This window comes from Enterobacter cloacae complex sp. SHL022 (assembly GCF_049237785.1).
Lineage (GTDB): Bacteria > Pseudomonadota > Gammaproteobacteria > Enterobacterales > Enterobacteriaceae > Enterobacter > Enterobacter hormaechei_C.
The window spans coordinates 190,839-216,714 of the sequence record NZ_JBMKJH010000007.1; the positions used below are offsets into that span (position 1 = coordinate 190,839).

The window sequence follows — 25,876 nt, forward strand, 5'->3', positions numbered from 1 at the left end:
GAGATACGGTGACCATGTCAGCACAAAAGGACAATTCTGAACCCCGCCGCCCCGGTCGGCCACGCGGCGGCAAGCGCGTTACCGCCAGCCGTGAACAGCTGCTGGATATCGCCCTGAATCTCTTTTCCCGCCAGGGGATCGCCAATACGTCGTTGAACGCTATTGCCCGCGAAGCAGGCGTGACGCCCGCCATGCTGCACTACTACTTCAACTCCAGAGAACAGTTGCTGGATGCGATGATTGAGGAGCGCTTCCTGCCGTTACGCGAGCGGATCGGGGCGATTTTCGCCGACAACCGGGATTCGCCGGTGGATGCCCTGACGGAAATGGTCAGGGTGCTGGCCGAACTGGCTGAAAAGTATCGCTGGTTTGCCCCGCTGTGGATGCAGGAGGTGATTGGCGAGATGCCGGTACTGCGCACCCATTTGCAGGCACGCTTTGGCGATGAGAAATATCACACCACGCTGGCAACCATCAAAGGCTGGCAGCAGGAAGGAAAGCTGAATCCGGCGCTGGCCCCCGAACTGCTGTTCACTACGCTGCTGAGCCTGGTGCTGGTGCCGTTCTCCCGCATGCGCAATGACGAGAGGCTTAGCGCCCTCTCGCCGGAGATCGTGGTGCGCCACGTGTTAGCCGTGATAGGCACCGGGATCGGCGGTTAAAGATTTTTGGACAGATAGTGTCTCTGCATTCCCTGATAAGGGTAATCCTGCAAGGACATCTGCACCTGATAACCCTGTTTTTCATAGAACGGACGCGCCTGGAAGCTGACCGTATCCACCAGCGCGTGACGACAGCCTTTGCGACGGGCCTCCTCTTCAGCCGTTTTGATAAGCTGGCTTCCCACGCCCGTTCCCCGCACGCTGTCGCTGACCCACAGATAGTCGATGTTCAGCCAGTCGCCTTTCCGTACGCCGATTAACCCGCCCAGCATGACGCCATTGTCGTCTCGCATATATACGCCAATATCGCCACTAAACGTCACCAGATCTAAATACTGCGCGTTATAGGCTCTTAGCCCCGTTAATAATTCTTCTTTTTCTTCAGCCGTGACTTTATCTGTAATGCTCAGGTGCATAAATCTCTCCTTATTTTCAGCGCAATCTGAATATCTCACAGCTTAACCTTCATAAAAACTCCTTATTTCCTCCATTGTTTAAACAAGGAAATATTCATTCAATATGTAAATAAAAAAAACCTTTCCAATAGGCTCCGAAAACGTATAATGAGAACGATCATTCTCACTTTTTACGGTAGCCGACGATGAGCACAAAGCTGGAAGAACGACAAAAACTACGGCAGGACGAAATCATCACCGCCGCGCGCCGCTGCTTTCGCGCCAGTGGATTTCACGCTGCCAGCATGTCGCAGATCGCCAGCGAAGCCAGGCTCAGCGTCGGACAAATCTATCGCTATTTCAGTAACAAAGACGCGATCATTGAAGAGATGATCCGGCGCATTATCGACTCACGTATTGAGGAGATGCAGGGCAAAACCCTGGTTGAAGGGATGCCGCAGGCGCTTGCCTGGCGCCAGACGCTTAACGAAGATGATGACGCGCTAATGCTCGAAATGTCCGCAGAGGCCACGCGCAATCCGCTGGTGGCAAACATGCTGATCGAAGCCGAAGCCCGCATGTTCGCCAACGCTTGTGAGCACCTTAAAAAGCAGTTCCCCCACCTGAGCGATGAGCATATTCGCTGCTGCGTGGAGATTACCGCTGTGATGATCGAAGGCACGATTTACCGTCGACTCACGCCTTTAAAAGTACCGTCAGAACAATTAGAGCCCATATACCAGAATATTTTAAATATGCTTTTCTCTGCGAAGTAATCGCATGTGAATAATTAGCGGAAATAATTAATTTCCCTTTTTTCATTTCTGGCTCTGCCAGAGATGCGGGATCGCTGTGCTTTTAATTAGCCCTCCTCCCTGTTAAGCGATTAACAGGGCAGGCTTCGTTCACCCTGGAAAAAGATTATGAAAACCATAACAACCTCCATCGCAGCATTACTCCTCCTGACAGGGTGCGATAATGCGCAAACATCTGCTCCTCAACGTCCTCTTCCGGAAGTGGGGATTGTCACACTCATGAGCCAGCCGGTGTCCGTCGTCAGCGAGCTGACCGGCCGCACCGCCGCCGCAATGAGCGCCGAAGTGCGCCCCCAGGTAGGTGGCATTATCCAGAAGCGCCTGTTCACCGAAGGCGATACGGTCAAGGCCGGGCAGGCGCTGTATCAGATCGATCCTTCCAGCTACCGCGCCGCTTATAATGAAGCTGCCGCCGCACTGAAACAGGCGCAGGCGCTGGTGCAGGCCGACTGCCAGAAAGCCCGACGCTATGCGCAGCTGGTGAAGGACGACGGCGTATCACGTCAGGATGCGGAAGACGCGAAGTCCACCTGCGCGCAGGACAAGGCCAGCGTCGAGTCAAAGAAAGCCGCGCTGGAAAGCGCCCGCATTAACCTCAACTGGACCACCGTCACCGCGCCGATTGCCGGACGTATCGGCATCTCCTCTGTGACCCCCGGCGCGCTGGTGACCGCCCAGCAGGATACCGCGCTGGCCACCATTCGCGGGCTGGACAGTATGTACGTCGATTTAACCCGTTCCAGCGCCGATCTGCTGCGTTTACGCAAGCAAACCCTCGCCAGCAACAGCGATACGCTGAACGTGTCGTTGATCCTCGAAGACGGCAGCAGCTACAGCGAAAAAGGCCATCTGGCGTTAACCGAAGTGGCGGTGGATGAGTCTACCGGCTCAGTTACCCTGCGCGCCGTCTTCCCGAACCCGCAGCATCAGCTTCTGCCGGGCATGTTCGTCCGCGCCAGAGTGGATGAAGGCATCATGAATGACGCGATCCTCGCCCCGCAGCAGGGCATCACTCGCGACGCCAAAGGCACCGCCACCGCGCTGGTGGTGAACGCCAGCAACAAGGTCGAACAGCGTCAGCTGGAGACGGGTGACACTTACGGCGACAAATGGCTGGTGCTGAGCGGTTTGAAGGCTGGCGATAAGCTGATTGTGGAAGGCACCGACAAAGTCACCGCCGGGCAGGAAGTGAAAGCTGAAGAGATGAAAACCAACGGAGGAAACGCCTGATGTTTTCCCGTTTCTTCGTGCGTCGCCCGGTCTTTGCCTGGGTTATCGCCATTCTCATCATGCTCGCCGGGATACTGGCGATCCGCACGCTGCCCGTTGCGCAGTACCCGGACGTTGCCCCGCCGTCGATCAAAATATCCGCCACCTACACCGGCGCCTCCGCACAAACGCTGGAGAACAGCGTGACGCAGGTGATCGAGCAGCAGCTCACCGGGCTGGATAACCTGCTCTACTTCACCTCCACCAGCAGCTCGGACGGGTCGGTGAGCATTAACGTCACGTTTGAACAGGGAACCGATCCGGACACCGCTCAGGTACAGGTGCAGAATAAAGTCCAGCAGGCAGAATCGCGCCTGCCGACCGAGGTGCAGCAGTCCGGGATCACCGTCGAAAAATCCCAGAGCAACTTCCTGCTGATCATGGGCGTATATGACAAAACCGACACCGCCAGCAGCTCGGATATCGCCGACTGGCTGGTGAGTAATATGCAGGATCCGCTGGCGCGCGTGGATGGCGTCGGTAGCCTACAGGTGTTCGGTGCAGAATACGCGATGCGCATCTGGCTCGACCCGGCGAAGCTGGCGTCGTACTCGCTGATGCCCTCCGACGTGCAGAGCGCGATTGAAGCGCAGAACGTGCAGGTTTCCGCCGGTAAAATCGGCGCGCTGCCCTCGTCGAACGCCCAACAGCTGACCGCCACCGTCCGCGCTCAGTCGCGTCTGCAAACGGTCGATGAGTTCAAAAAGATCATCGTCAAGAGCCAGTCCAACGGTGCGGTGGTGCGCATCAGCGACGTCGCGCGCGTGGAGATGGGCAGCGAAGATTACACCGCCACCGCGAAGCTGAACGGCCACCCGGCGGCGGGTATGGCGGTGATGCTCTCACCGGGCGCCAACGCGCTTAACACCGCCACGGCGGTAAAAGATAAGATCGCCGAGTTCAAAAAGTCGATGCCGGAAGGCTACGACGTGGCCTACCCGAAAGACAGCACCGAGTTCATCAAGATCTCCGTTGAGGACGTGATTCAGACCCTGTTCGAAGCCATTATCCTCGTGGTGGTGGTGATGTACCTGTTCCTGCAAAACATCCGTGCGACGCTGATCCCGGCGCTGGCGGTGCCGGTGGTGCTGCTGGGCACCTTCGGCGTGCTGGCGCTGTTCGGTTACTCCATCAACACCCTGACGCTATTTGCGATGGTGCTGGCGATAGGGCTTTTGGTGGATGACGCCATCGTGGTGGTGGAAAACGTCGAGCGTATTATGCGCGACGAAGGGCTGCCCGCCCGGGAAGCGACCGAAAAATCGATGGGCGAAATTTCCGGCGCGCTGATCGCCATTGCGCTGGTGCTCTCTGCGGTATTCCTGCCGATGGCCTTCTTCGGCGGCTCTACCGGGGTCATTTACCGCCAGTTCTCGGTCACCATTATTTCGGCGATGTTCCTCTCCGTGGTGGTGGCGCTGACCCTGACGCCCGCGCTGTGCGGCTCGATCCTGAATCACACCGCTCCGCACAAAAAGGGCTTCTTCGGCGCGTTTAACCGCTTCTACAGTAAGACCGAGCACAGCTATCAGAACAAGGTGCTGCGCGCCCTGCGCCGTTCCGGTGGCATGCTGGTGATCTACGCCCTGCTCTGCGGCGCGATGGGGTTCGCCATGCTAAAACTGCCGGGCAGCTTCCTGCCAACCGAAGACCAGGGTGAAATCATGGTGCAGTACACCCTGCCTGCCGGCGCAACCGCGGTGCGTACCGCCGAGGTAAGCCGCCAGGTACGCGAGTGGTTCCTCACCAAAGAGAAAGCCAATACCGACGTGATCTTCACCATTGAAGGCTTCAGCTTCAGCGGCAGCGGCCAGAACGCCGGGATGGCGTTCGTCTCCCTGAAAAACTGGTCAGAGCGCAAAGGCGATGAGAATACCGCCCAGGCCATTGCCCTGCGCGCCACGCAGGAGCTGAGCACCATTCGGGATGCCACAATTTTCGCCATGACGCCCCCGGCGGTGGATGGTTTAGGCCAGAGCAACGGCTTTACCTTTGAGCTGATGGCCAGCGGCGGCACCGACCGCGACGCGCTGCTGAAACTGCGTAACCAGCTGATTGGCGAAGCCAACCAGGACAACTCGCTGCACGCCGTGCGCGCCAACGATCTGCCGCAGATGCCGCAGCTTCAGGTGGATATCGATAACAACAAAGCCGTGTCGCTGGGGCTGTCCCTGAGCGACGTCACCGACACCCTCTCCAGCGCCTGGGGCGGGACCTACGTGAACGACTTTATCGATCGCGGCCGCGTGAAAAAGGTCTACATCCAGGGCGACAGCGACTATCGCGCCGTGCCGTCGGATCTCAACAAGTGGTATGTGCGCGGCAGCGACAGCACCATGACACCGTTCTCCGCCTTCGCCACCACCCGCTGGGAGTACGGCCCGGAAAGCCTGGTGCGCTACAACGGCTCGGCGGCGTATGAGATTCAGGGCGAAAACGCCAGTGGCGCCAGCTCCGGCACGGCGATGAGCAAAATGGAGCAGTTGGCAAACAGCCTGCCGTCCGGCAGCACATGGGCGTGGAGCGGTTTGTCGTTGCAGGAAAAACTGGCGAGCGGCCAGGCGATGAGCCTTTATGCCCTCTCGATCCTGGTGGTGTTCCTGTGCCTGGCAGCGCTGTATGAGAGCTGGTCAGTACCGATTTCGGTCATCATGGTGATCCCGCTAGGGGTGCTGGGCGCGGCGGTTGCCGCCTCCCTGCGCGGCCTGAACAACGACGTCTATTTCCAGGTGGCGCTGCTGACCACCATCGGTCTGTCGTCGAAGAACGCCATTCTGATTGTCGAGTTTGCCGAAGCCAAAGTGGCCGAAGGCTACTCCCTGACGCGCGCCGCCCTGCGGGCCGCCCAGACGCGTCTGCGTCCGATCATCATGACCTCGCTGGCGTTTATCGCAGGCGTGACGCCGCTGGCGATTGCCACCGGCGCCGGGGCCAACAGCCGCGTGGCGATCGGTACCGGTATTATCGGCGGGACGCTGGCCGCGACGCTGCTGGCCATCTTCTTTGTTCCTTTATTCTTTGTACTGGTGAAACGTCTGTTCTCCGGTAAGCACGCAAACCGGAGGTCATAATGTTTCGTGTAACCGTATTAACGTTAGCGCTGCTGAGCGCGGGCTGTGTGTCATTAGATCCCACGTATCAGCGCCCGGACGCCCCCGTCCCGACGACGTTGCCGGGCGCCCATGGCGAAGCCAACGCCGTGGTGAGCCAGTGGCAGCAGGTGATGAATGATGCGCGGTTGAAAAGCGTGGTGACGATGGCGCTCAACAGCAACCGCGACGTGCAAAAAGCGATTGCGGATATCGACGCCGCCCGTGCCCAGTATGGCGAAACGCGCTCGTCCCTGTTCCCGACGGTGGACGCGGAACTGAGCCACACCCGCAGCCGCACGCTGGCGAGCGGTGTCGCGACAAGTGACGAAGCCAACGGCGCGGTCTCCAGCTTCGAACTGGATCTGTTTGGCCGCAACCAGAGCCTGTCGCGTGCCGCGCGTGAAACCTGGCTTGCCAGCGAATTCACCGCGCAGAACACGCGCCTGACGATGGTCAGCGAGCTGACCACGGCCTGGGTGACGCTGGCGGCGGATAACAGCAATCTGGCGCTGGCGAAGTCCACCCTGGAGAGCGCCGCAAACTCACTCAAGATTGTGAAGCGCCAGCAGGAAGTAGGCGTGGCAGCGGCAACGGACGTCAGTGAAGCGATGGCGGTTTACCAGCAGGCGCGCGCCAGCGTGGCGAGCTACCAGACGCTGGTGATGCAGGACAAAAACGCTCTCAACCTGCTGGCGGGCGATACGGTGCCCGAGAACCTGCTACCCGGCACGCTGGAGAGCCTGAGCGACAACGCCATCACGCTGATCCCGGCGGGCGTTAGCTCCAGCGCGCTGCTGCGTCGTCCGGACATTCAGGAGGCGGAACACAACCTGCTGAGCGCCAACGCCAACATCGGCGCGGCGCGCGCCAACTTCTTCCCGACCATCTCGCTCACCGCCAGCGCGGGCGTCGGCAGCGATTCGCTGTCGTCCCTGTTCAGCCACGGGATGAAGGTCTGGTCGTTTGCACCTTCCATCACCCTGCCGCTGTTCAGCGGCGGCAACAATATGGCGCAGCTGCGCTATGCGGAAGCCGAGAAAAAAGGGTTAATTGCGACCTATGAGAAAACCATCCAGAGCGCGTTCAAGGACGTGGCCGACGCGCTGGCCCGGCGCGAAACGTTGAGTGAACAGCTTGATGCCCAGCGTGAATACGTGGCGGCGGAGCAAAAAACGCTGGATGTGGCGACGCGCAGTTACAAGGCTGGCGCGGGCGATTATCTGACGGTGCTCACCGCGCAGCGGTCGCTGTGGTCGGCGCAGGAATCACTGATTGCCTTGCAGCAAACCGACCTGGAAAACCGCATCACGCTGTGGCAGTCGCTGGGCGGCGGGATACAGTAACATCACTGCCGGGCGGCGCAACGTTGCCCGGCCATCAGAGTAAATACCTATGGCAAAACTCTCTTTTTCTTTCGCGGCCATCCTTGGCCTGCTGACGGCGATCGGGCCGCTGTGTTCCGATTTTTATCTTCCGGCGCTGCCGGAGATCGCCACCCAGCTCAACACATCCACAACGCTGACGCAGCTTTCTCTCACCTCGGCGCTGATTGGCCTGGGGCTGGGACAACTCTTTTTCGGCCCGCTAAGCGATCGCATCGGACGTAAAACGCCGCTGCTGTTCTCACTTTTGCTGTTTGTACTGGCTTCAGTGCTTTGCGCCAGCACGCAGAATATTTACGCCCTGATCGGCTGGCGATTTGTGCAGGGCGTTGCCGGGGCGGGCGGCTCCGTACTTGCCCGCTCCATCGCCCGCGATAACTATCATGGCACGATGCTAACGCAGTTTTTTGCCCTACTGATGACGGTCAACGGCATCGCGCCCGTGGTGTCCCCGGTACTCGGTGGCTATATCGCGTCGCATTTCGACTGGCGGATGCTGTTCTGGGTAATGGCAGGGGCGGGTCTGGCGCTGCTGATCGCCAGCCAGCTTTTTATCCGCGAGTCCCTCACAGAGAAACAGGGCAGGGGATCGCTGACGCAAACCGCCAGGACGGTACTTAAAAATCGTCGCTTTATGCGCTACTGCCTGATCCAGGCCTTCATGCTGGCGGGGCTGTTCGCCTATATCGGGGCATCCTCCTTTGTGATGCAAAACGAGTATGGCCTGAGCGCCATGCAGTTCAGCCTGCTGTTCGGTGTGAACGGTATCGGCCTGATCGTCTCAGCGCTGATTTTCTCCCGTCTGGCACGCCGCCATCTGGCGGAAAGATTGATGCGAACAGGCCTCGTTCTGGCGTTGTCCTGCGCGGGGCTGACATTGCTCTTTGCGTGGATGCAGCTTTCCGTTCCGGCACTGGTTGCACTCTTTTTCACCGTCGCATTTAACAGCGGGATCAGCACCATTGCGGGTTCAGAAGCGATGAGCGCAGTCGACACGAAGGAGTCCGGCACAGCGTCAGCCATTCTGGGCATGCTGATGTTTTTATTCGGCGGGATCGCAGCGCCTCTCGCGGGTATCGGCGGAGAAACGATGCTGAAAATGAGTCTCGCGGTGTTAGTAAGCTATGGCATTGCACTGGCGATCGGATCCCGCACGCAGAATGCGTAAATTCATACTTTTGGCTTGAATCGCGTTGATGAATGTAACGATATATTTCAGGGGAAGCATGTGACTTTCAAAGGAGGTTTCGATGAAATCTGCACACCTGGTTTGCCTGCTCGTTTGCCTGATTTTCGCTGCGTTTGTTCACGCGCAGGAGAAGAGCGCTCCGGAGAAAGAGGCCCAGATAAAACAGCAGGTCCTGAAAGATGTAAAGAAAACCTGTACCCCGCAGAAAAAGCAGAGCGATAAGGCCTGGCAGGCGATGATTTTGTCGTCTGAGGCCAATCAGCTGCTGATCAAAAACGCCATCACCGCCGTGAAGCGTGACAACCTGGACGCCTACTGGGATGCAGTCAGTCAGGTGGATTGTATGGAAGATTACTGAGGGTTGAGCGCCGGGTGGCGCCGCGCTTACCCGGCCTACATCACACGTTTAACGCTTCCGCACATCCGGAATAATCAAATCCCCGCGCAGAACGTAGGACCCGAGCATCTGCGTTTTCTCTGTCAGCCAGCTCACGATGCGCGCCGCCATGGCGTCCATGGAATACTCAATGGCCGGGATCACCGGAATACCCGGCAGATGCAGCGAACCGCCGAGGCTAAAGACCATGATGTCTTCCGGTACCGATTTATTAAACGCCTGTAACTGCGGGATCACCCGCTGGGCTTCCTGCTCATCCGCCACCAGCAGCGCGTTGAAGTTCAGCGTGGACGCGTTGTTGAGTAATTCCTGAAGCGCAACGGACGATGAAGTTGCGTCCATAAACACGAGGTTGCGATTAAAGGGCAGGAAGTTTTTCTCCAGCGCGTGTTTGTAGCCCAGCAGCACCTGATCGGCAAAGCCGCTGCCGTGCGGGTGGATGAGCGCTATCTGGCGACGCCCCTGGCTGGTGAGATAGTTGCAGGCTGTTTCAGCCGCGAACGCGTGATCGAACTGAATGCTGTTGGCGTTATCGGCTTCCATACAGTCGACCAGAATCACGTTGTCCATGTCCACGTCCAGCGGGAAACGCGCGCCAATCACCAGAATGTCATCACATAAGCCGCAGGAGAGTTCTTCAAGGGCGTTCATCACTTCTGTTTTCGTGTGTGCGAAACGCAGCAGCAGATGTTTTTGATGCTGGCTGAGGTGTTTTTCCAGCGCGTACAGGTAACCGGTGGTCTGGTTAATGTTTTCCTGCGCGCAAATCACCCCAATGCAGCCCGTCGACTGGCTGAGCAGCGACTGGGCGATCACGTTGGGACGATAGTTCAGCTCGTCCACCGCTTTCAGAACAGCCTGGCGGCTGGCTTCTTTAACGCCACGCGACCCGCTCAACACCCGTGATACCGTGGCTTTGGACACCCCGGCCAGACGCGATACATCGTTGATTGTAGACATCTCTCTCCCCTGTCAGACGCAACTGGCGTCTGTAATTTCCATCACCGCTACGGCTCACATTATAGCCAGAACGGAGTATATCCGTTTCCGTTTTCCATGGAAACCGATTTTCCGTTTCCACTCAAATTGATGCCAAAACAGCCAAATTATGTGACCCACATCCGGTTAATTAGCCTCATAAGTATTGGATCTTGATGGTTGTCACAGTTCTGTCTTTTATGAATGGAAACCGGTTTCCGTATAATGTCCAATCATCCTCGCAATAACTTTTTACATTTAGAGGATGGTTGTCGATGTTCAAGATTATGCTGTGCTGCTCTGCCGGGATGTCCACCAGCCTGTTGGTCAGCAAAATGGTCGATGTCGCGAAAGAACGTGGTTTGCCGGTGAAGATTGATGCGTACGGTGTTTCCGAATTTGATACGCAGTTTCCGCAATACCAGGTGGTACTTCTCGGACCGCAAGTGAAATACATGTTACAGACACTCTCAGACAAGGCGGCGACGCATGGCATTCCGGTGCAGCCCATCGACATGATGGACTACGGCATGCAGCGTGGCGATAAAGTACTGGACTTTGCTCTGTCGCTCATCGAAGCGGCACACTAAAAGGTGTTCACATGAGTTCGTTATATCAATCCATGGTTGCGGTGATTGAGCAATCAATTACCCCGCTGGCCGCAAAGCTGGGTCAGCAAAAGTATGTGATTGCCATCCGCGACGGCTTTACCGCCGCGCTACCGTTTATGATCATCGGCTCGTTTATGCTGGTGTTCATCTTCCCGCCGTTCTCGGCGGATACCACCAACAGCTTCGCCCGCGGCTGGCTGGATTTCTCCCAGACCTACCGCGAACAGCTGATGCTGCCGTTTAACCTCAGCATGGGCGTGATGACCTTCTTCATCTCGGTGGGGATTGGGGCGAGCCTGGGGCGTCAGTTTAACCTCGATCCGGTGATGTCCGGCCTGCTGGCCTTTATGGCCTTCCTGCTGGTCGCAGCACCCTATGCCGATGGCAAAATTTCGACCCAGTATCTCTCCGGCCAGGGGATCTTCACTGCGCTTATCACCGCGATCTACTCCACCCGCGTGTACGCGTGGCTGAAGCAGAACAACGTCACCATCCGCCTGCCGAAAGAGGTGCCGACCGGCGTGGCGCGTTCGTTTGAGATCCTGATCCCGGTGATGGTGGTGATCGGGACGCTGCACCCGCTGAACCTGTTCATTGAAGCGCAGACCGGCATGATTATCCCGCAGGCGATCATGCACCTGCTGGAGCCGCTGGTGTCGGCGTCTGACTCCCTGCCCGCGATTCTGCTCTCCGTGCTGCTGTGCCAGATCTTCTGGTTCGCGGGTATCCACGGCTCGCTGATTGTCACCGGCATCATGAACCCGTTCTGGATGGCGAACCTCTCTGCAAACCAGGCGGCGCTGGCGGCGGGCGCGGCGCTGCCGCACGTTTATCTGCAAGGTTTCTGGGATCACTACCTGCTGATTGGCGGCGTAGGCTCGACCCTGCCGCTGGCGTTCCTCCTGCTGCGTAGCCGCGTTACCCATCTGCGCACCATCGGCAAAATGGGCGTTGTGCCAAGCTTCTTTAACATCAACGAACCGATTCTGTTCGGCGCGCCGATCATCATGAACCCGATGCTGTTTATCCCGTTCGTGTTCGTTCCGCTGGTCAACGCCTGCCTGGCGTACGGCGCAACTAAACTCGGCTGGCTGGCTCAGGTGGTTTCGTTAACCCCGTGGACCACGCCCGCGCCGATTGGCGCCTCGTGGGCGGCGAACTGGGCGCTGAGCCCGGTGGTGATGTGCCTCGTCTGCATGGTGATGTCGGCGCTGATGTACCTGCCGTTCCTGCGCGCCTATGAGCGTACGCTGATTAAAAACGAAGAGCAGAAAGCCCAGGCTGCAACCGTGGGTGCCGCTGAAGCCACAAGCAATTAAGTCAAAGAGGAAGGGTCATGAAATACGCATTTCCCGATAACTTCTGGTGGGGCAGCGCAAGCTCCGCTCTCCAGACGGAAGGGACACGAGAGGGTGAAACCACGTGGGACTACTGGTTTGCCCGCGAGCCGAACCGTTTTCACAACGGCGTGGGGCCGCAGCACACCTCCACGTTTTATCAGTACTGGAAAACGGACATTCAGCTGTTAAAACAGCTGAACCACAACAGCTTTCGTACCTCGATTAGCTGGGCGCGCCTGATCCCCGACGGTATCGGTGAAGTGAACCCGGACGCGGTCGATTTTTACAATCAGGTTATTGATGAGCTGAATGAACAGGGCATCACGCCGTTTATCACCTTGTTCCATTTCGACATGCCGATGGCGATGCAGGAAATCGGCGGATGGGAAAACCGCGACGTGGTGGACGCTTACGCCCGCTATGCGCAGATATGCTTCGAGCTGTTCGGCGACCGCGTGCTGCACTGGTTTACCTTCAACGAGCCGATCGTGCCGGTGGAAGGCGGTTATCTGTATGACTTCCACTACCCCAACGTAGTGGATTTCCGCCGGGCGGCCACCGTGGCGTATCACACGGTGCTGGCCCATGCGAAGGCGGTTCAGGCCTACCGCGCCGGGCACTACGCGGGGGAGATCGGCATCGTGCTGAACCTGACGCCGTCGTATCCGCGTTCGCAGAACCCGGCAGACGTGAAGGCGGCGCACGTTGCGGATCTGATGTTTAACCGCAGCTTCCTCGACCCGGTCCTGCGCGGCGAATACCCGGCCGATCTGGTGGCGCTGCTGAAATCTTACGACCAGCTGCCCGCCTGCAAGCCGGAAGACGGTTTCCTGATTGCGGAAGGGAAAATCGACCTGCTCGGCATTAACTACTATCAGCCGCGTCGCGTGAAGTGTCGCGACAGCGCGGTGAACCCGCAGGCGCCGTTTATGCCGGAGTGGTTCTTTGATAATTACGAGATGCCGGGCCGCAAGATGAACCCGTACCGCGGCTGGGAAATCTACGAGCCGGGTATTTACGATATTCTGGTTAACCTGCGCGACAATTACGGCAACCCCCGCTGCTTTATTTCTGAAAACGGCATGGGCGTCGAAAACGAGCAACGTTTTATTGAAAATGGCCAGATTAACGATCAATACCGCATTGATTTTATTTCTGAGCATTTATCGTGGCTGCACAAAGGTATTAGCGAAGGCTGCAATTGCCTTGGCTACCATATGTGGACGTTTATTGATAACTGGTCGTGGTGTAATGCGTATAAAAACCGCTACGGTTTTATTCAGCTCGATGTAGAGACGCAGCAGCGCACCATTAAAAAAAGCGGAGAGTGGTTTGCCGCCACCGCCTTAAATAATAGTTTTGATAAAGAGTAAAGATAATGATCGCACTAGAAGAAGCCGTAATGGAAATTATCGTCAACGCCGGGCAGTCCCGCAGCCTGTGCTTTGAAGCCCTGCACGCGGCGCGCCAGGGCAACCTTGACGAGGCCAAAAGCCTGCTGCGCGAAGCCGACGGCTACGCGCGCCAGGCGCACAAGATGCAGACCAAACTGATTGAGCAGGACGCGGGCGAAGCCCGCCAGCCGATGACATTAATTATGGTGCACGCGCAGGATCATTTAATGAATTCGCTATTAGCGCGTGAATTATCTGAAGAGATTATTCATTTATATCAGAGATAGTCTATGGCGAAATAATTTAATGTAATACCTCTGTACCTAAAACTAGAAATCCACTTGTTCTGATGATAGCGACATATTCTGTCAGATCGGAGCGGGATGGTTATTGTCTGAATAAAATTAAACTATATTGAGATAACCATGAATACGATTAAAAAACTTCCATTAACCATGGCGGTTATCGCCGCGCTTTGCCCAATTTCCGTCCTCGCTCAGGAATTCACTCAGGAGCAAATCGACGCCATTGTGGCGAAAGCGGTGGATAAAGCCCTGGCCGAGCGTCAGGCTAAAATGGATGCGGCGGTCGCGAAAAAAGCGGACGTGGTGACCGAGCCGCAGAGCGCGGCGCAATCCCCGGATATGGCGATCCCGTTCGGGGTTAAATTTACCGGCTACGCCCGCTACGGCGCGCACTTCCAGGCTGCCGATCAGAAATACGTGGCTGTCGATGGCTCCTACAACGGCGCGTCCGCGATCGGTCGTCTGGGTAACGAAGGCAACGGCGGCGAGTTCCAGCTCTCCAAAGCTTTCAAGGGCGAAAACGGCGCCATCTGGGACATCAACGTGATGATCGACCACTGGGGCGACGAAGTTAACCTGAAAAAGGCCTACGCGGGGGTGACCAACATTATGGCCTCCAACCCGAACGCCTATTTCTGGGCCGGTCGCGACTTCCACCAGCGTCCGCAGCAGGGTATCAACGATTACTTCTGGATGAACCACGACGGCCAGGGCGCCGGGGTGAAGAACTTCGATATCGGCGGCGTGCAGTTTGACGTCGCTGCCGTGGCGGCAGTGGAATCCTGTAGCCCGGAAGTGATGGAAGACGAAGCGAACCCGTCACGCATCACCTGTACCGGCGGGTCCGGCACGGGCGACAAAGGTAACTACGCGGCCACCTCTAAAATCCACGGCATGAAGCTCGGTCCGCTGGATCTGGAGCTGTACGCCAACTACGGCTTTGATTCAAAAGCGGTAGAGAGCGACGAGCGTCTTAACGCCTGGCAGGGTGGCGTGGTGCTGAGCCACACAAACGACAGCGGCGTGAACAAGGTGATCGCCCGCTACTCCGATAATTCGGACAACAGCGTGTTCAATAAAACCGAAGACCTGACCACGGTCTACGCCAGCTTCGAAGGGCTGTACAAATTCACCCAGGCGACGCAGGTGGAGTACATCCTCGCCTTCCACGATTACGACAATAGCCGCGATAAGACCGACAACCGCAAGAACTACAATGCCATCGTGCGCCCGATGCACTGGTGGAACGACGTTCACTCCACCTGGCTGGAAGCGGGCTGGCAGCACGTGGATTACGACAACGGCGGCGACAACAAGGGCTGGAAGCTGACCCTGTCGCAGAACATGTCTATCGCCATGGGGCCGGAGTTCCGCCCGATGCTGCGCTTCTACGTGACCGGCGGCAAGGTGGATAACGAACGCACCGCGCGCGTGAACAACACCAAAGATGAGACGCTGGACGACTTCAACGTCGGCGCGATGTGGGAGGCGTGGTTCTAAAGTAAAAGCAAAACGGCAACGAAAGTTGCCGTTTTTAGTGTTCGCTCCCTCTCCCCGTGGGAGAGGGCCGGGGTGAGGGCATCAGGCCGCACACAACCATGCTATGCTGTTGACCGAATTAACGACAACATAACAGGGGAGAACATGGGTTCCACACGCAAAGGGATGCTCAACGTCCTGATCGCCGCCGTTTTATGGGGCAGTTCCGGGGTTTGCGCGCAGTACATCATGGAGAAAAGCCACATTTCTTCGCCTTACCTGACCATGGTTCGTCTGCTGTTTACCGGCGTGATCCTGTTGACGCTCTCCTTCGTTCACGGCGACAAGATTTTCTCGGTCATCAAAAACCGCAAAGACGCCCTCAGCCTGCTGTTTTTCTCGCTGGTTGGCGCGCTCACCGTGCAGCTCACCTTCCTGCTGACGATTGAAAAATCCAACGCTGCGACGGCCACCGTGCTCCAGTTTCTGTCGCCGACCATTATCGTGGCATGGTTTGCGCTGGCGCGGAAAACGCGTCCCGGCATATTTGTCTTATCCGCGATTTTCACGTCGCTTGTGGGTACCTTCCTGCTGGTCACCCACGGCGACCCGACGTCGCTCTCCATCTCGCCTGCCGCGCTGTTCTTCGGTATCGCCTCAGCGTTTGCTGCGGCGTTTTACACCACCTATCCATCGACGCTGATTGCCCGCTACGGCACGCTGCCGATTGTCGGCTGGAGTATGTTGATTGCGGGATTAATGCTGACGCCGTTCTACGCCGGACGCGGCACCACCTTCGTGATCGACGGCGGCCTGCTGCTGGCGTTTTTCTACCTGGTGGTGATTGGCACCGCGCTGACGTTCAGCCTGTATCTGAAAGGCGCACAGATGATCGGCGGGCCGAAAGCGAGCATTCTGAGCTGCGCCGAACCGCTGAGCAGCGCGCTGCTGTCGGTGGTGTTGCTGGGGGTGGCATTCACCCTGCCGGACTGGCTGGGGACGCTGTTGATTGTGTCGTCGGTGGTGTTGATTTCGATGGATTCACGCAGAAGGGTTAAGGCATCGGCGTAGCCTGATGCCCTCACCCCAACCCTCTCCCACGGGAGAGGGAGAAAAGCACTACTTCGCCTTAACCTTCCCCGCCACCAGCAGCGCCGTCAGCAGCATCAGCGTGCCGGAAATCACCAGCGGTGACGTCAGCCCCAGATGGTCGAGCGCTACGCCGCCCACCGCCGCGCCGCAGGTGTTCGCCAGCTGGATCACCGCTACCTGAATCGACCCGGCTTTTTCCGCCTGATCGGCAAGCGAGCGGGTGATCCACGTCGACCAGCCCACCGGCACCAGCGCAAAGGCAAAGCCCCAGATAATCGCGATCGCCGAAGCCACCCACTTATCGCTACCCCACAACACCAGCACCGCGGCGCTGATCGCCAGCACCAGCGGGGCACCCGCCAGCGCCACCTTCAGGGAGCGCTTCAGGAACTGAGACGACAGTGAGGTGCCGACAAAGCTGGCGATACCGAAGCTCAGGAGCACCAGCGTCAGGCCGTCCACGTCAAAGCCCGCCATGGTCATATACACCGGGCGAATATAGGTAAAGAAGGCAAACTGCCCGGCAAAGGCCATGAAGATGGCGGTCATCCCCGCCAGCACGCCCGGACGTTTCAGCAGCGCGAACATGTTCTGTTTGTGGTGCGCCGCCTCACCCGGCAGGGACGGCAGCGCCTTCCACACCCAGATAATGCACAGCACGCCCATCACCGCCGCCGCGTTAAAGACGTTACGCCAGCCAATAATCCCGCCGAGGAAGCTGCCCAGCGGCGCGGCAATCACCAGCGCGATAGAGACCGCACCGAAGATAACGGAAAGCGCTTTTGGCACCGTCCGCGCGGGCACCAGGCGCATGGTCAGCGAGGCGGACATCGCCCAGAAGCCGCCTAATCCCAGCCCCAGGCAGGCACGGCCGAGCAGCAGCAGGGTGAAGCTTTCAGCGAAAGAGACCAGCAGGCAGGAGAGCGTCAGCAGCACGCTGAACAGAATAACCACCTTGCGACGGTCGATGGTGCCGATCGCCTGAGTGATAAACAGGCTGGCGAACATCGCCACAAACGCGGTGACGGTAACGGACTGCCCCGCCACGCCCTCGGAAATGCCCAGATCCTGCGCCATCGGCGTCAGCAGGCTCACCGGCAGGAACTCGACGGTGATCAGGCAGGCGACGCAAAACGCCACGGAGAAAACCGCCGACCAGTTGGGGCGCGACACCTCTTTGGGCTGCGGTGTGGTCGTGGGCTGGGTATGTTCTGTCATGGCATCACCTGAAGATAAAAACGTGCGGAAAAGTCGCGCAGTTTATCATCAAAAGTGTGACGAATTTAACGTTTCGACAACTTTTCTTGCATCGCTGCATTCGCCAGCCCAACGATCCACTCCTGGTGCCCGTTGATCATCGGATTCGGCACGGTGCGAGCAAGTTCCTGTGCAGGAACGCCTTTCTGCGACTCCTGAGTCAGAATACGGACGCGGTTTCCCGGCAAGTCTTCAAACAGCCAGGCGTGGATCACATCCAGACGCGAGCTGGCATCGCCCTCCACCCAGCCGTGCCAGGCGATCCGTGCGGCTTCGCCGTCAACGGGCGGAACATACTCCGTGACCTGCGCCTCAACCGGGAAGCCAAAGGTCGTAAAGCGGAAGCGGGCGTTGGCGCTCAGTTCCGGACCGCTGCCGTCGTGAAAACGAATATCTTCGGCGTTGCTGTAGTAGTTCGGCCACAGGGTAGTGTCGTTAAGCTGCGCCCAAATCTCTTTTGCGCTCAGCCCGGCGACGATGATTTCGTTGGATGCAAAGTTATCGGTTGTGCCTGGCAGGTAGTCGTTTGGCCAGATAATGGCGGATTGTTTCATGGTTCACCTCATCAGCGAGTGGATGAAGTGATGGTGCGCCTGCGGCAGATATAAATCTAATGACGATGCTTTATACTCTTCATCACGTTTCGTGATATCAGTGCAGATAAAACACGCCCTCTTCCGGGAGGAAAAGCTGGTTATAGCGCAGCTGGAAGGCGTCAAGCTCCTGCGGATCGGGCTCTATCTCGCGCATGAAGCCGAGCGCGAGGCGGATTTGCGCATCGGTAATCGGTGCGGCCAGGCGGGCTTTACGCAGCATGCGGTGCCAGGTATGCAGATTCTCTTCGCTCCCGTCGACGATGCAGACCTGCCAGATAAGCAGGACCTGGGCGGCGTTTTGCAGGTGCGCTTCGTCTGGGCGCTCAAGGTAGCGGATAAACTCATTGCCCGGCGTTTTACCGAACTGGTCGATCATCGATTCTACCGGCATCGGGGTGATACCCAGCCGTTCGCTCAAGCGTTTGATGGCGCGGCGGGAATCCGAGGTCAGGACACGAAACCCAACTACAAACACCACGGCAAGCGTTGCCAGCATTATCCAGACCATGCGTTCTCCTTAGACTAGCCGCCCATCATAGCGGGAAACGCAACGCGTCGACAGCGGGCAGCGCCATAATAGTGAACGGAAAAGAGGTAGCAAAACATCATGAAAGCGGATCTGCGCACGCTGGATCTAAACCTGCTGAAAACGCTTGACGCTCTGCTGGATGAACGCAGCGTCACCCGCGCGGCGGCGCGTCTTGCTCTGACCCAGCCCGCCGTGAGCGGCATGCTCAACCGCCTGCGGGACTACTTCGACGATCCGCTCTTTATCCGCGCCCCGCACGGCATGGTGCCAACCACGCGCGCGGAAGCGCTGGCCGCTCCGGTGAAGCGCATTCTCGCGGATATCGACGTGCTGCTTCAGCCCGTTGCCTTTGACCCAAATACCGCTCGCCTCACCTTCACTCTTGCCGCTACGGATTATGCACTTCGGGCGGTTGTTGTGCCGTTTATCGCCGCCCTTAAAACACAGGCGCCTGGCATACGCGTGCGCGTGGTGCCCGTTACCCCCGGTAGCCTTGTCAGCCAGCTTGAGCAGGGCGCTATTGACGTAGCGCTTATCACCCCCCACACCACGCCCGATGAGCTTCACAGCCGTGCGCTTTATGATGAACGGTACGTATGCATGATGCGCGCCGATCATCCAAACGCCGGAGAGCCAATGACGTTAGACCGATTTTGCGCCCTTGAGCATGTGCTGGTCTCTTACGAGGGAGACGGCTTTCGCGGGGTAACCGATAGCGCGCTGGAGAAAATTGGCCGGACGCGGCACGTGGGGCTCTCGGTGAGCCACTTTTTGGTTCTGCCGGACGTGCTGGCCCTCAGCGATATGATTGCCGTCGTGCCGTCACGCATCGCGGAAAATCAGACGGGGATGTTCATCTGCGAGACGCCAGTTCCAGTGCCAGGCTTTACCAAGAGCATGGCCTGGCACGGCAGAACGCACCGCAATCCCGCGCAGGCGTGGCTGCGCGGGCTGTTGCTGCAAACCAGTCAGCGGGCCTGAAGCCCCTTAAGCAGCGCCTCGTGGAAGCGCTCAGGATCCTGCATCTGCGGCGCGTGGCCCATGTCGTTAAATTCCACCAGCGTAGCGTGCGGGATGCGCTTCGCCGTCTCCTTTCCCAGCACCGCATAGTTGCCGAGCGTTTTGCGGATCTCAGGCGGGGCGAGATCTTTCCCGATGGCGGTGTTGTCCTTCGTGCCGATCATCAATAATACCGGCATGCTGAGTTCGCTAAATTCGTAGATCACCGGCTGGGTGTAGATCATGTCGTAGAGCAGCGCCGAGTTCCAGGCCACACGTTCTTTTCCCGGCCCGTTGTTCAGCCCGGCGAGCATGGTCACCCAGCGTTCGTATTCCGGCTTCCACTCTCCGGCATAGTAGGTATTTTTCTCGTACTGACGAATGCCGTCGGCGCTGACCTTCAGCTCACGCTGGTACCACTGGTCGACCGTAATATGCGGCACGCCGCGCGCTTTCCAGTCTTCAAGCCCTATTGGGTTCACCATCACCAGCTGCTCCACCTGCTGCGGCCACATCAGCGCGTAGCGGGTCGCCAGCATGCCGCCGGTCGAATGGCCGATAACCGTGACGCGATCGACGCCCAGCGTTTTCAGCAGCGCGTGGGTGTTATCCGCCAGCTGCTGGAAGGTGTACTGATAATGCTCCGGCTTGGTGGATTTGCAGAAGCCAATCTGGTCGGGTGCGATCACGCGATACCCGCTGGCTGAAAGCGCGCGGATCGTGCCGTCCCAGGTACCGGCGCAGAAGTTTTTGCCGTGCATCAGCACCACGGTGCGGCCGTTGGGTTTTTCCGGCTTCACGTCCAGGTAAGCCATATCCAGAGGCTGGTTCTGCGAGGTAAAGGTAAAGTGTTTTACCGGCCAGCCGTAGTCAAAACCTTCCAGCTTCTCGCCGTAGGTAGGTGCATTCGCGGCCATTGCGGGGGAGGCCAGCGCCATCAGCAGCGCCAGGCAGGACAATCGTCGGGTTAACATGCAAGCTCTCCGTTAGCAAAAGGGGCTAAGGCTGCACGAAAGGCGGCAGCAAAAACACTGTAGAGCATGGAGAAGGGTGAGTGTGTAAAGCGGGGTAAAGGTGTGGCGTACAAATAAAAAAGCCCGGCATCACACACCGGGCAAAGAAGTTACCTGCACACTCAGGCTACTTTTAATTTCTGCGCACGATTCTCACGGCGAATTTTACGTTCTTCCAGCACCGCGACCATCGCCATCAGGACGATACAGCCGATCGCTGCCGCATCCAGCGCCGCGAAGGTGCCCGCCCAGCCGGTGAGGCCGAAAATCGGCGTGCCGTCGGCGATCATCCCCAGGCCCAGCTTGGCGAAGCTGTCGCCGATCAGGTAGGCGAAGGTGCCTTTAATCCCATCGGCGGCGCCGATCGCTTTTTTCGGTACGAAGCCCACTGCCGCCACGCCGATCAGCAGCTGCGGACCGAACACCAGGAAGCCGAGCGCGAACAGGGATGCGAGGTAAACGTACTGGTTGCTGGCGTGCTGGTAGACGCCGAGGGTGGCGATAATCAACGCCAGCGCGATGCAGGCCACCAGCGCGCGACGGCCGTTGGCGAGGTCGGAGAGCCAGCCCCACAGCAGCGTGCCGACCAGCGCGCCCACTTCAAACAGGGTAAAGCCCTGAATCGCCACCTCTTTCGAGAGCTTCAACTCCTGGAAGGCATACACGGTGGACCACTGGTCGATACCGATACGCACCACGTACAGGAAGATGTTCGAGAAGCACAGCAGCCAAATCACTTTGTTTTTCAGCACGTACTCAACAAAGATCTGCCATTTGGTCATCTCGTTCTCTTCGGTCTCTTTGTCCTCTTCGCTGATCTCCTCGCCGAACAGCTCTTCGGCTTTGCCGAGGCCGTACGATTCCGGGGAGTCGCTGCCGTAGCGAAGGCCGATAAAGCCGACGATCAGGGCGATAATCGACGGGAAGATAAACATGCCGATCACATGGCCGTCGAACAGGTAGTTTGCGCCAAACAGCGCCACGCCAGCCGCGCCCGCTCCGCCGAGGTTGTGGGAGATGTTCCACATGCCGAGGTAGGAACCACGCTTGCGGCGTGGGGTCCATTTGGTAATGGTGGAATAGCTGCACGACCCGCCGGTACTCTGGAAAAAACCGCTCAGGGCGTAGAAGGCGATCATCAGGAACAGGCTGACGGAGCCCGCGCCCATGCTGGCGCTGAAGCCGAGCATACAGATAGCGGAGAGGATCAGCATAAACGGCAGGAACTGCTTGGTGTTTTTGCCGTCCGCGTAGTAGGACACAACCGTTTTCCCCACGCCGTAGGTGATGGAAAAGCCCAGGCCAATCATCCCCAGTTGGGTCATGCTCAGCCCGTAGGTCGAGATCATGTCGTTCTGCGCGATGTTAAAGTTTTTGCGGATCAGATACATGGTCAGGTAGCCGATGAAGACCACCAGATAAGACTGCATGAACGGTTTGAACCACATCTTGCGCCGCACGTCGAGCGGCAGATCCAGGGTCGGCTTGCGCACCTGGTTTAAGAAGGCCAGCATGGTTGGTTTACTCCTGAGCTGATTTTTGCAGCATTGTAAAAACCAGCCAGGAGAGATGCCTGAGACAGCGTCCAGGTGAAACCGGGAAAATTTCTTAGTTTTGCGCGTCTCGGCAGCAAAAGGTGAGGCGCGTCACGCTTCGCGCGGCGCCTGCGCGTGCAAAAACGGCAGTAAAAGCAGGGCGGAGATGCCCGCCGCGATGGCGATCACCGCGAAGAACCCGCTCCAGTGCCAGATGTCGATCACCCGCGCCAGCGGCCAGCCGGAGAGCGATGCGCCAAGGTAGGCAAACAGCCCGACAAAGCCCGTCGCCGCGCCGGCCGCCTCTTTGTGGGAGCACTCCGCCGCCGCCATGCCGATCAGCATCTGCGGGCCAAAGACGAAAAATCCGATGGTGAAGAAGCACGCCGCCTGCATCACGTAGCTGGCGAACGGCATCAACCATAGTGAGCCGACGGAGAGCAAGATCCCGGCGGCAAAAATCAGGTTCATCGGGCCGCGGTTACCGTTGAACAGCTTGTCCGAGCCCCAGCCCGCCACCAGCGCGCCGATAAACCCGCCCAGCTCGAACATCGTCACCGCCGAGTTGGCGGTCACCAGATCCACGCCGAGCGTCTCGGACATGTACAGGTTGCCCCAGTCGTTGATGGCCGCGCGCACCACGTAGACCAGCACGTAGCAGAGCGACAGCAGCCAGATGTAGGGGTTTTTCAGCACGTATTTGGTGAGGATCTCCTGGCGGGACAGCCCGGCCCCTTCCTGCTGCTGGGCGATCTCCATCTCGTCGTGCCGCCAGTCGCCCACCGGTGGAAGGCCGACGGTTTGCGGCCTGTCGCGCAGGCGCCAGCAGAGGAACAGCCCGGCGACAATCGCCAGGCCACCGGCAATCATCATCCCCGCGCGCCAGCCGTAGTGCAGCGCCGCGGCACCCACCACCATCGGGATCAGCGCCCCGCCGACGTTATGCGCGGTGTTCCATATCGCCCACCAGCCGCCGCGCTCGTTGCGTGAGTACCAGGCGGTCAGCAGGCGGGCGCAGACCGGCGCGCCCCAGCCCTGGAAAAAGGCGTTCAGCGCCCACAGCAGGGCGAAGGCCCAGAGCGAGGTGGAGAAGCCAAACAGAATATTCACCACGCCGGTGGCGATCAGCCCGACGCCCATAAAATAACGCGCGTTGGAGCGATCGCTGACGATGCCGGAGAAGAACTTCGACAGGCCGTAGGTGATGTAAAACAGCGTCGCCAGCAGGCCGATGTCGGTGCGGGTCATCACGCCGCTCGCGAGGATCTCCGGCGCGGCGGCGTTGAAGCTTTTGCGGGTAAAGTAGAACAGCGCGTAGCCGAGCCAGATGGTAATCAGGATATGGCGACGCCAGTAGCGGTAGCGGGAGTCGATTTCCGCTTTGTTGCTTAGCGGGGCGGCGCTGGCGGGGGTTTTAAACATGATGCGTCCTTAACGGCAAACTGACGCTGACGCGCGTCCCGTGGGTGCAGGAGAGGCTCAGCGTGCCGCCAAGCGCCTTTACGCGCTCGCGCATGCCCGCCAGGCCAAAGCCCTGCTGGCCGGAGCCCGGCGGCAGGCCGCAGCCGTCGTCTTCAATTACCAGCATCAGGCGCTCGTCCTGCTGCCAGCCCTGGATCGTGACCGCGCTGGCACTGGCATGTTTGACGATATTGTTCAGCCCCTCCTGACAGACGCGGAACAGGGTTACGCGCTGGCCTTCGCTCAGCGCAGATTCGTTAATTCGCCAGTCGAGATGGCTGACAATGCCGCGGCTTTCCAGCTCCATCTCGCGCATCAGGGAGCGTACCGCCTGCTCCAGGGAGAGATCGTCAAGCTGGCGCGGGCGCAGCCGCCCTAACAGGCGACGAACGGAATCATAGACGCCCAGCGAAAGCTGTTCGATATGCGCCCCGCCCTGCTTCACGCCCGCGTTTTCTGCCGCCAGGCGCTGAACAATGCCCGCCTGGGTACGGATGGCGGTGATGGTCTGGCCGATGTCGTCGTGCAGCTCGCGGGCAACCTCTTGCCGCACGCTCTCTTCCGTCTCCAGCAGACGCTCCGCCAGACGGCGGTTGCGCGCCAGCTCGTTTTGCAGGGACTGGTTCAGCTCGCGCAGGCGCTGTATGCCCGCGCCGAGCAGCAGCCCGGTCAGGCTCTGGGCCAGCAGGGAAAGCAGTAAATCTACCGGATGATCGTGCCAGGTCTGGCTGGCAATCAGCGCGATGGCGTTCATCAGCGTGGCGATCAATGCGCCCTGCCAGCCGTAGTGCCAGGCAAGGGCGATGATCGGCAGCGCCAGACAAAACGGCGTGAAGCGTGATAATTCAGCGGGGAGACCAAGCTGGAGCCACAGGCTCACCACAAACAGCAGCAGATACCAGATGAGATGCCGGGCGCGCCAGTTCACCGGCTGGGAGACCAGCGCCGGGCCGAGCGGCTGCCAGACAGTGCTTGTAAGATAATGCCAGATCACAAGGCAGGTCGGGGCCAGCGTCAGGCCGCCGGTAAGGGTCAGCAGCAGGGCGTTAAGCACCTCCTTTTCACCCACCCACGGCAGGGACTGCAACAGCGCGGCGGCAATTAGCGCCGCCCCCTGACGCAGCAGCGTGCGCCAGTCGCGCTGGTGACGGTAGCGGGAAATCAGGGCGACCGGGATAAGCGTGAGCAGGCTTCCGGTCATCAATAACGGCAGATGCGCCAGCGCCACTTCCTGCGCCAGCCAGATCAGCATCAGCCACTCTGCGCCCAGCAGCACCGGCCAGTAGCCGCGCGGGCATTGCAGCATCAGCCCCAGACGCAGGCCAAAGGGGAACAGCAGCACCGCCAACTCCGGGCGTTCCACCAGATGCAGGCTGATACTCCACAGGCAGAACCACGCGGCGGAGAAGATAAAAAAGCTGGCGACAACGGCGATCAGCCGCGAAAAAAGGGAGATCATTGCCAGCTGTCAAACATACGGCGCGCCAGCTCGACATCGTTACTGACGTTGAGTTTTTCCATCAGGTTGGCGCGATGAACGTGAACGGTCTTTGGCGACAACCCCAGCTCTACGGCAATCTCTTTCACCGACATGCCCTGGGCAAGTTTCTCTGCCACCTGACGCTCGCGTCTGGTGAGTGGATCCTGCCGTCCCGCCGCCAGCTTGATGGCGATATCCGGCGTCAGGTAGCAGCCGCCGGTGGAGACGGTGCGCACGGCGGCGATCAGCTCATCCGGGCTACAGCGTTTTGAGAGGAACCCGCGCGCCCCCGCGTTGAGCGCCTGCTCGACCAGCGCCGGGCTGTCGTGGACCGAGAGCATAATGGTCGCCATTCCTTTCGGCAGCTGGCTTAACAGCTCCAGCCCGGAGAGATCCGGCATCGAAATGTCGCAGATACAGACCTGCACCCCGCGTCCCGGCAGGCCCGCCAGCGCCTCGCGACCGGAGCCAAACTCGGCCACGACCTGGAAATCCGGTTCGAGGTTGAGAAGCTGGGCAAAGCCGGAGCGGACGATAAGGTGGTCGTCGATAAGGGCGATGGTGGTCATGTGTGTTCCTGCGGTCTGAAAAAGCCGGATGACGCTG

24 protein-coding genes are annotated in these 25,876 nt (G+C 58.9%); 14 read left to right on the forward strand and 10 right to left on the reverse strand.

The window, feature by feature from the left end:
• The first annotated feature begins 14 nt into the window (after nt 1-14).
• Nucleotides 15-662, forward strand: a complete 648-nt coding sequence (locus ACOTZD_RS15930; RefSeq protein WP_003861018.1) for a TetR/AcrR family transcriptional regulator — start codon at nt 15-17, stop codon at nt 660-662.
• Here ACOTZD_RS15930 and ACOTZD_RS15935 read toward each other — a convergent pair.
• On the reverse strand, nt 659-1,078 hold the full coding sequence (locus ACOTZD_RS15935) for a GNAT family N-acetyltransferase (protein WP_174402159.1): 420 nt from the start codon (nt 1,076-1,078) through the stop codon (nt 659-661). The genes ACOTZD_RS15930 and ACOTZD_RS15935 overlap by 4 nt on opposite strands.
• A gap of 185 nt (nt 1,079-1,263) precedes the next feature.
• On the opposite strand from ACOTZD_RS15935, the gene ACOTZD_RS15940 reads away from it, so the two are divergent.
• The 6 genes from ACOTZD_RS15940 to ACOTZD_RS15965 all read left to right on the forward strand — a co-directional run bounded on the left by ACOTZD_RS15940 (nt 1,264) and on the right by ACOTZD_RS15965 (nt 9,162).
• Complete coding sequence (locus tag ACOTZD_RS15940; protein ID WP_022646570.1) at nt 1,264-1,833, forward strand: TetR/AcrR family transcriptional regulator; 570 nt, start codon at nt 1,264-1,266, stop codon at nt 1,831-1,833.
• 147 nt (nt 1,834-1,980) lie between these two features.
• Nucleotides 1,981-3,102, forward strand: a complete 1,122-nt coding sequence (locus tag ACOTZD_RS15945) for an efflux RND transporter periplasmic adaptor subunit (protein WP_023315101.1) — start codon at nt 1,981-1,983, stop codon at nt 3,100-3,102.
• A complete protein-coding gene (locus ACOTZD_RS15950; RefSeq protein WP_022650107.1) occupies nt 3,102-6,212 on the forward strand; it encodes an efflux RND transporter permease subunit in 3,111 nt (1,036 codons plus the stop codon). Before ACOTZD_RS15945 ends, ACOTZD_RS15950 begins: the two co-directional genes overlap by 1 nt.
• Complete coding sequence (locus tag ACOTZD_RS15955) at nt 6,212-7,576, forward strand: efflux transporter outer membrane subunit (protein ID WP_023323933.1); 1,365 nt, start codon at nt 6,212-6,214, stop codon at nt 7,574-7,576. Before ACOTZD_RS15950 ends, ACOTZD_RS15955 begins: the two co-directional genes overlap by 1 nt.
• A gap of 49 nt (nt 7,577-7,625) precedes the next feature.
• A complete protein-coding gene (locus tag ACOTZD_RS15960; protein ID WP_023315099.1) occupies nt 7,626-8,783 on the forward strand; it encodes a multidrug effflux MFS transporter in 1,158 nt (385 codons plus the stop codon).
• Between the two features lie 82 nt (nt 8,784-8,865).
• On the forward strand, nt 8,866-9,162 hold the full coding sequence (locus ACOTZD_RS15965) for a YicS family protein (RefSeq protein ID WP_003861030.1): 297 nt from the start codon (nt 8,866-8,868) through the stop codon (nt 9,160-9,162).
• Nucleotides 9,163-9,210: 48 nt separating this feature from the next.
• On the opposite strand, the gene ACOTZD_RS15970 is transcribed toward ACOTZD_RS15965, so the two are convergent.
• Nucleotides 9,211-10,161, reverse strand: a complete 951-nt coding sequence (locus ACOTZD_RS15970; protein WP_003861033.1) for a LacI family DNA-binding transcriptional regulator — start codon at nt 10,159-10,161, stop codon at nt 9,211-9,213.
• A gap of 293 nt (nt 10,162-10,454) precedes the next feature.
• Between ACOTZD_RS15970 and ACOTZD_RS15975 the strand changes: the two genes are divergently transcribed.
• The 6 genes from ACOTZD_RS15975 to ACOTZD_RS16000 all read left to right on the forward strand — a co-directional run bounded on the left by ACOTZD_RS15975 (nt 10,455) and on the right by ACOTZD_RS16000 (nt 16,379).
• Nucleotides 10,455-10,769, forward strand: coding sequence for a PTS sugar transporter subunit IIB (locus ACOTZD_RS15975; RefSeq protein WP_008500132.1), 315 nt, complete (start codon nt 10,455-10,457; stop codon nt 10,767-10,769).
• A gap of 11 nt (nt 10,770-10,780) precedes the next feature.
• Nucleotides 10,781-12,109, forward strand: coding sequence for a PTS sugar transporter subunit IIC (locus ACOTZD_RS15980; protein WP_023293713.1), 1,329 nt, complete (start codon nt 10,781-10,783; stop codon nt 12,107-12,109).
• A 17-nt stretch (nt 12,110-12,126) separates the two neighbouring features.
• Complete coding sequence (locus ACOTZD_RS15985) at nt 12,127-13,503, forward strand: glycoside hydrolase family 1 protein (protein ID WP_171853998.1); 1,377 nt, start codon at nt 12,127-12,129, stop codon at nt 13,501-13,503.
• Between the two features lie 5 nt (nt 13,504-13,508).
• Nucleotides 13,509-13,811, forward strand: a complete 303-nt coding sequence (locus tag ACOTZD_RS15990) for a PTS lactose/cellobiose transporter subunit IIA (protein WP_014168006.1) — start codon at nt 13,509-13,511, stop codon at nt 13,809-13,811.
• A gap of 138 nt (nt 13,812-13,949) precedes the next feature.
• A complete protein-coding gene (locus tag ACOTZD_RS15995) occupies nt 13,950-15,329 on the forward strand; it encodes a carbohydrate porin (protein ID WP_022650103.1) in 1,380 nt (459 codons plus the stop codon).
• Nucleotides 15,330-15,473: 144 nt separating this feature from the next.
• The gene (locus ACOTZD_RS16000) at nt 15,474-16,379 is read left to right on the forward strand and encodes an EamA family transporter (RefSeq protein ID WP_023315096.1); all 906 of its coding nucleotides are present in this window, start codon (nt 15,474-15,476) and stop codon (nt 16,377-16,379) included.
• A 48-nt stretch (nt 16,380-16,427) separates the two neighbouring features.
• Here ACOTZD_RS16000 and nepI read toward each other — a convergent pair whose 3' ends face one another.
• The 3 genes from nepI to ACOTZD_RS16015 all read right to left on the reverse strand — a co-directional run bounded on the left by nepI (nt 16,428) and on the right by ACOTZD_RS16015 (nt 18,761).
• The gene (nepI, locus tag ACOTZD_RS16005; RefSeq protein ID WP_032665654.1) at nt 16,428-17,618 is read right to left on the reverse strand and encodes a purine ribonucleoside efflux pump NepI; all 1,191 of its coding nucleotides are present in this window, start codon (nt 17,616-17,618) and stop codon (nt 16,428-16,430) included.
• Nucleotides 17,619-17,683: 65 nt separating this feature from the next.
• Entirely contained in the window at nt 17,684-18,211 is a 528-nt protein-coding gene (locus ACOTZD_RS16010) for an SRPBCC domain-containing protein (RefSeq protein ID WP_003861040.1), read from the reverse strand.
• 97 nt (nt 18,212-18,308) lie between these two features.
• Nucleotides 18,309-18,761: a DUF1198 domain-containing protein gene (locus tag ACOTZD_RS16015; RefSeq protein WP_003861042.1), complete on the reverse strand. Its 453-nt coding sequence runs from the start codon at nt 18,759-18,761 to the stop codon at nt 18,309-18,311.
• Between the two features lie 99 nt (nt 18,762-18,860).
• Between ACOTZD_RS16015 and ACOTZD_RS16020 the strand changes: the two genes are divergently transcribed.
• Nucleotides 18,861-19,763, forward strand: a complete 903-nt coding sequence (locus tag ACOTZD_RS16020) for a LysR family transcriptional regulator (protein ID WP_023323928.1) — start codon at nt 18,861-18,863, stop codon at nt 19,761-19,763.
• Here ACOTZD_RS16020 and ACOTZD_RS16025 read toward each other — a convergent pair.
• The 5 genes from ACOTZD_RS16025 to uhpA all read right to left on the reverse strand — a co-directional run bounded on the left by ACOTZD_RS16025 (nt 19,751) and on the right by uhpA (nt 25,839).
• A complete protein-coding gene (locus ACOTZD_RS16025; protein WP_023315093.1) occupies nt 19,751-20,755 on the reverse strand; it encodes an alpha/beta fold hydrolase in 1,005 nt (334 codons plus the stop codon). The genes ACOTZD_RS16020 and ACOTZD_RS16025 overlap by 13 nt on opposite strands.
• Before the next feature lie 161 nt (nt 20,756-20,916).
• A complete protein-coding gene (uhpT, locus tag ACOTZD_RS16030; protein WP_023315092.1) occupies nt 20,917-22,308 on the reverse strand; it encodes a hexose-6-phosphate:phosphate antiporter in 1,392 nt (463 codons plus the stop codon).
• A gap of 132 nt (nt 22,309-22,440) precedes the next feature.
• Nucleotides 22,441-23,751, reverse strand: a complete 1,311-nt coding sequence (locus ACOTZD_RS16035) for an MFS transporter (protein ID WP_003861050.1) — start codon at nt 23,749-23,751, stop codon at nt 22,441-22,443.
• Nucleotides 23,744-25,249 carry a signal transduction histidine-protein kinase/phosphatase UhpB gene (uhpB, locus tag ACOTZD_RS16040; RefSeq protein ID WP_174402160.1) on the reverse strand — a complete coding sequence of 502 codons (1,506 nt, stop codon included), beginning with the start codon at nt 25,247-25,249 and terminating at the stop codon, nt 23,744-23,746. The genes ACOTZD_RS16035 and uhpB overlap by 8 nt, the downstream gene beginning before the upstream one ends.
• A complete protein-coding gene (gene uhpA / locus ACOTZD_RS16045; protein WP_003861054.1) occupies nt 25,246-25,839 on the reverse strand; it encodes a transcriptional regulator UhpA in 594 nt (197 codons plus the stop codon). Before uhpA ends, uhpB begins: the two co-directional genes overlap by 4 nt.
• Nucleotides 25,840-25,876 lie beyond the last annotated feature (37 nt).

Bases quoted from the DNA above. Each gene is read 5' to 3' on its own strand.
- ACOTZD_RS15930 (WP_003861018.1), top strand. From the start codon at position 15: ATGTCAGCACAAAAGGACAATTCTGAACCCCGCCGCCCCGGTCGGCCA.
- ACOTZD_RS15935 (WP_174402159.1), bottom strand. From the start codon at position 1,078: ATGCACCTGAGCATTACAGATAAAGTCACGGCTGAAGAAAAAGAAGAA.
- ACOTZD_RS15940 (WP_022646570.1), top strand. From the start codon at position 1,264: ATGAGCACAAAGCTGGAAGAACGACAAAAACTACGGCAGGACGAAATC.
- ACOTZD_RS15945 (WP_023315101.1), top strand. From the start codon at position 1,981: ATGAAAACCATAACAACCTCCATCGCAGCATTACTCCTCCTGACAGGG.
- ACOTZD_RS15950 (WP_022650107.1), top strand. From the start codon at position 3,102: ATGTTTTCCCGTTTCTTCGTGCGTCGCCCGGTCTTTGCCTGGGTTATC.
- ACOTZD_RS15955 (WP_023323933.1), top strand. From the start codon at position 6,212: ATGTTTCGTGTAACCGTATTAACGTTAGCGCTGCTGAGCGCGGGCTGT.
- ACOTZD_RS15960 (WP_023315099.1), top strand. From the start codon at position 7,626: ATGGCAAAACTCTCTTTTTCTTTCGCGGCCATCCTTGGCCTGCTGACG.
- ACOTZD_RS15965 (WP_003861030.1), top strand. From the start codon at position 8,866: ATGAAATCTGCACACCTGGTTTGCCTGCTCGTTTGCCTGATTTTCGCT.
- ACOTZD_RS15970 (WP_003861033.1), bottom strand. From the start codon at position 10,161: ATGTCTACAATCAACGATGTATCGCGTCTGGCCGGGGTGTCCAAAGCC.
- ACOTZD_RS15975 (WP_008500132.1), top strand. From the start codon at position 10,455: ATGTTCAAGATTATGCTGTGCTGCTCTGCCGGGATGTCCACCAGCCTG.
- ACOTZD_RS15980 (WP_023293713.1), top strand. From the start codon at position 10,781: ATGAGTTCGTTATATCAATCCATGGTTGCGGTGATTGAGCAATCAATT.
- ACOTZD_RS15985 (WP_171853998.1), top strand. From the start codon at position 12,127: ATGAAATACGCATTTCCCGATAACTTCTGGTGGGGCAGCGCAAGCTCC.
- ACOTZD_RS15990 (WP_014168006.1), top strand. From the start codon at position 13,509: ATGATCGCACTAGAAGAAGCCGTAATGGAAATTATCGTCAACGCCGGG.
- ACOTZD_RS15995 (WP_022650103.1), top strand. From the start codon at position 13,950: ATGAATACGATTAAAAAACTTCCATTAACCATGGCGGTTATCGCCGCG.
- ACOTZD_RS16000 (WP_023315096.1), top strand. From the start codon at position 15,474: ATGGGTTCCACACGCAAAGGGATGCTCAACGTCCTGATCGCCGCCGTT.
- nepI (WP_032665654.1), bottom strand. From the start codon at position 17,618: ATGACAGAACATACCCAGCCCACGACCACACCGCAGCCCAAAGAGGTG.
- ACOTZD_RS16010 (WP_003861040.1), bottom strand. From the start codon at position 18,211: ATGAAACAATCCGCCATTATCTGGCCAAACGACTACCTGCCAGGCACA.
- ACOTZD_RS16015 (WP_003861042.1), bottom strand. From the start codon at position 18,761: ATGGTCTGGATAATGCTGGCAACGCTTGCCGTGGTGTTTGTAGTTGGG.
- ACOTZD_RS16020 (WP_023323928.1), top strand. From the start codon at position 18,861: ATGAAAGCGGATCTGCGCACGCTGGATCTAAACCTGCTGAAAACGCTT.
- ACOTZD_RS16025 (WP_023315093.1), bottom strand. From the start codon at position 20,755: ATGTTAACCCGACGATTGTCCTGCCTGGCGCTGCTGATGGCGCTGGCC.
- uhpT (WP_023315092.1), bottom strand. From the start codon at position 22,308: ATGCTGGCCTTCTTAAACCAGGTGCGCAAGCCGACCCTGGATCTGCCG.
- ACOTZD_RS16035 (WP_003861050.1), bottom strand. From the start codon at position 23,751: ATGTTTAAAACCCCCGCCAGCGCCGCCCCGCTAAGCAACAAAGCGGAA.
- uhpB (WP_174402160.1), bottom strand. From the start codon at position 25,249: ATGATCTCCCTTTTTTCGCGGCTGATCGCCGTTGTCGCCAGCTTTTTT.
- uhpA (WP_003861054.1), bottom strand. From the start codon at position 25,839: ATGACCACCATCGCCCTTATCGACGACCACCTTATCGTCCGCTCCGGC.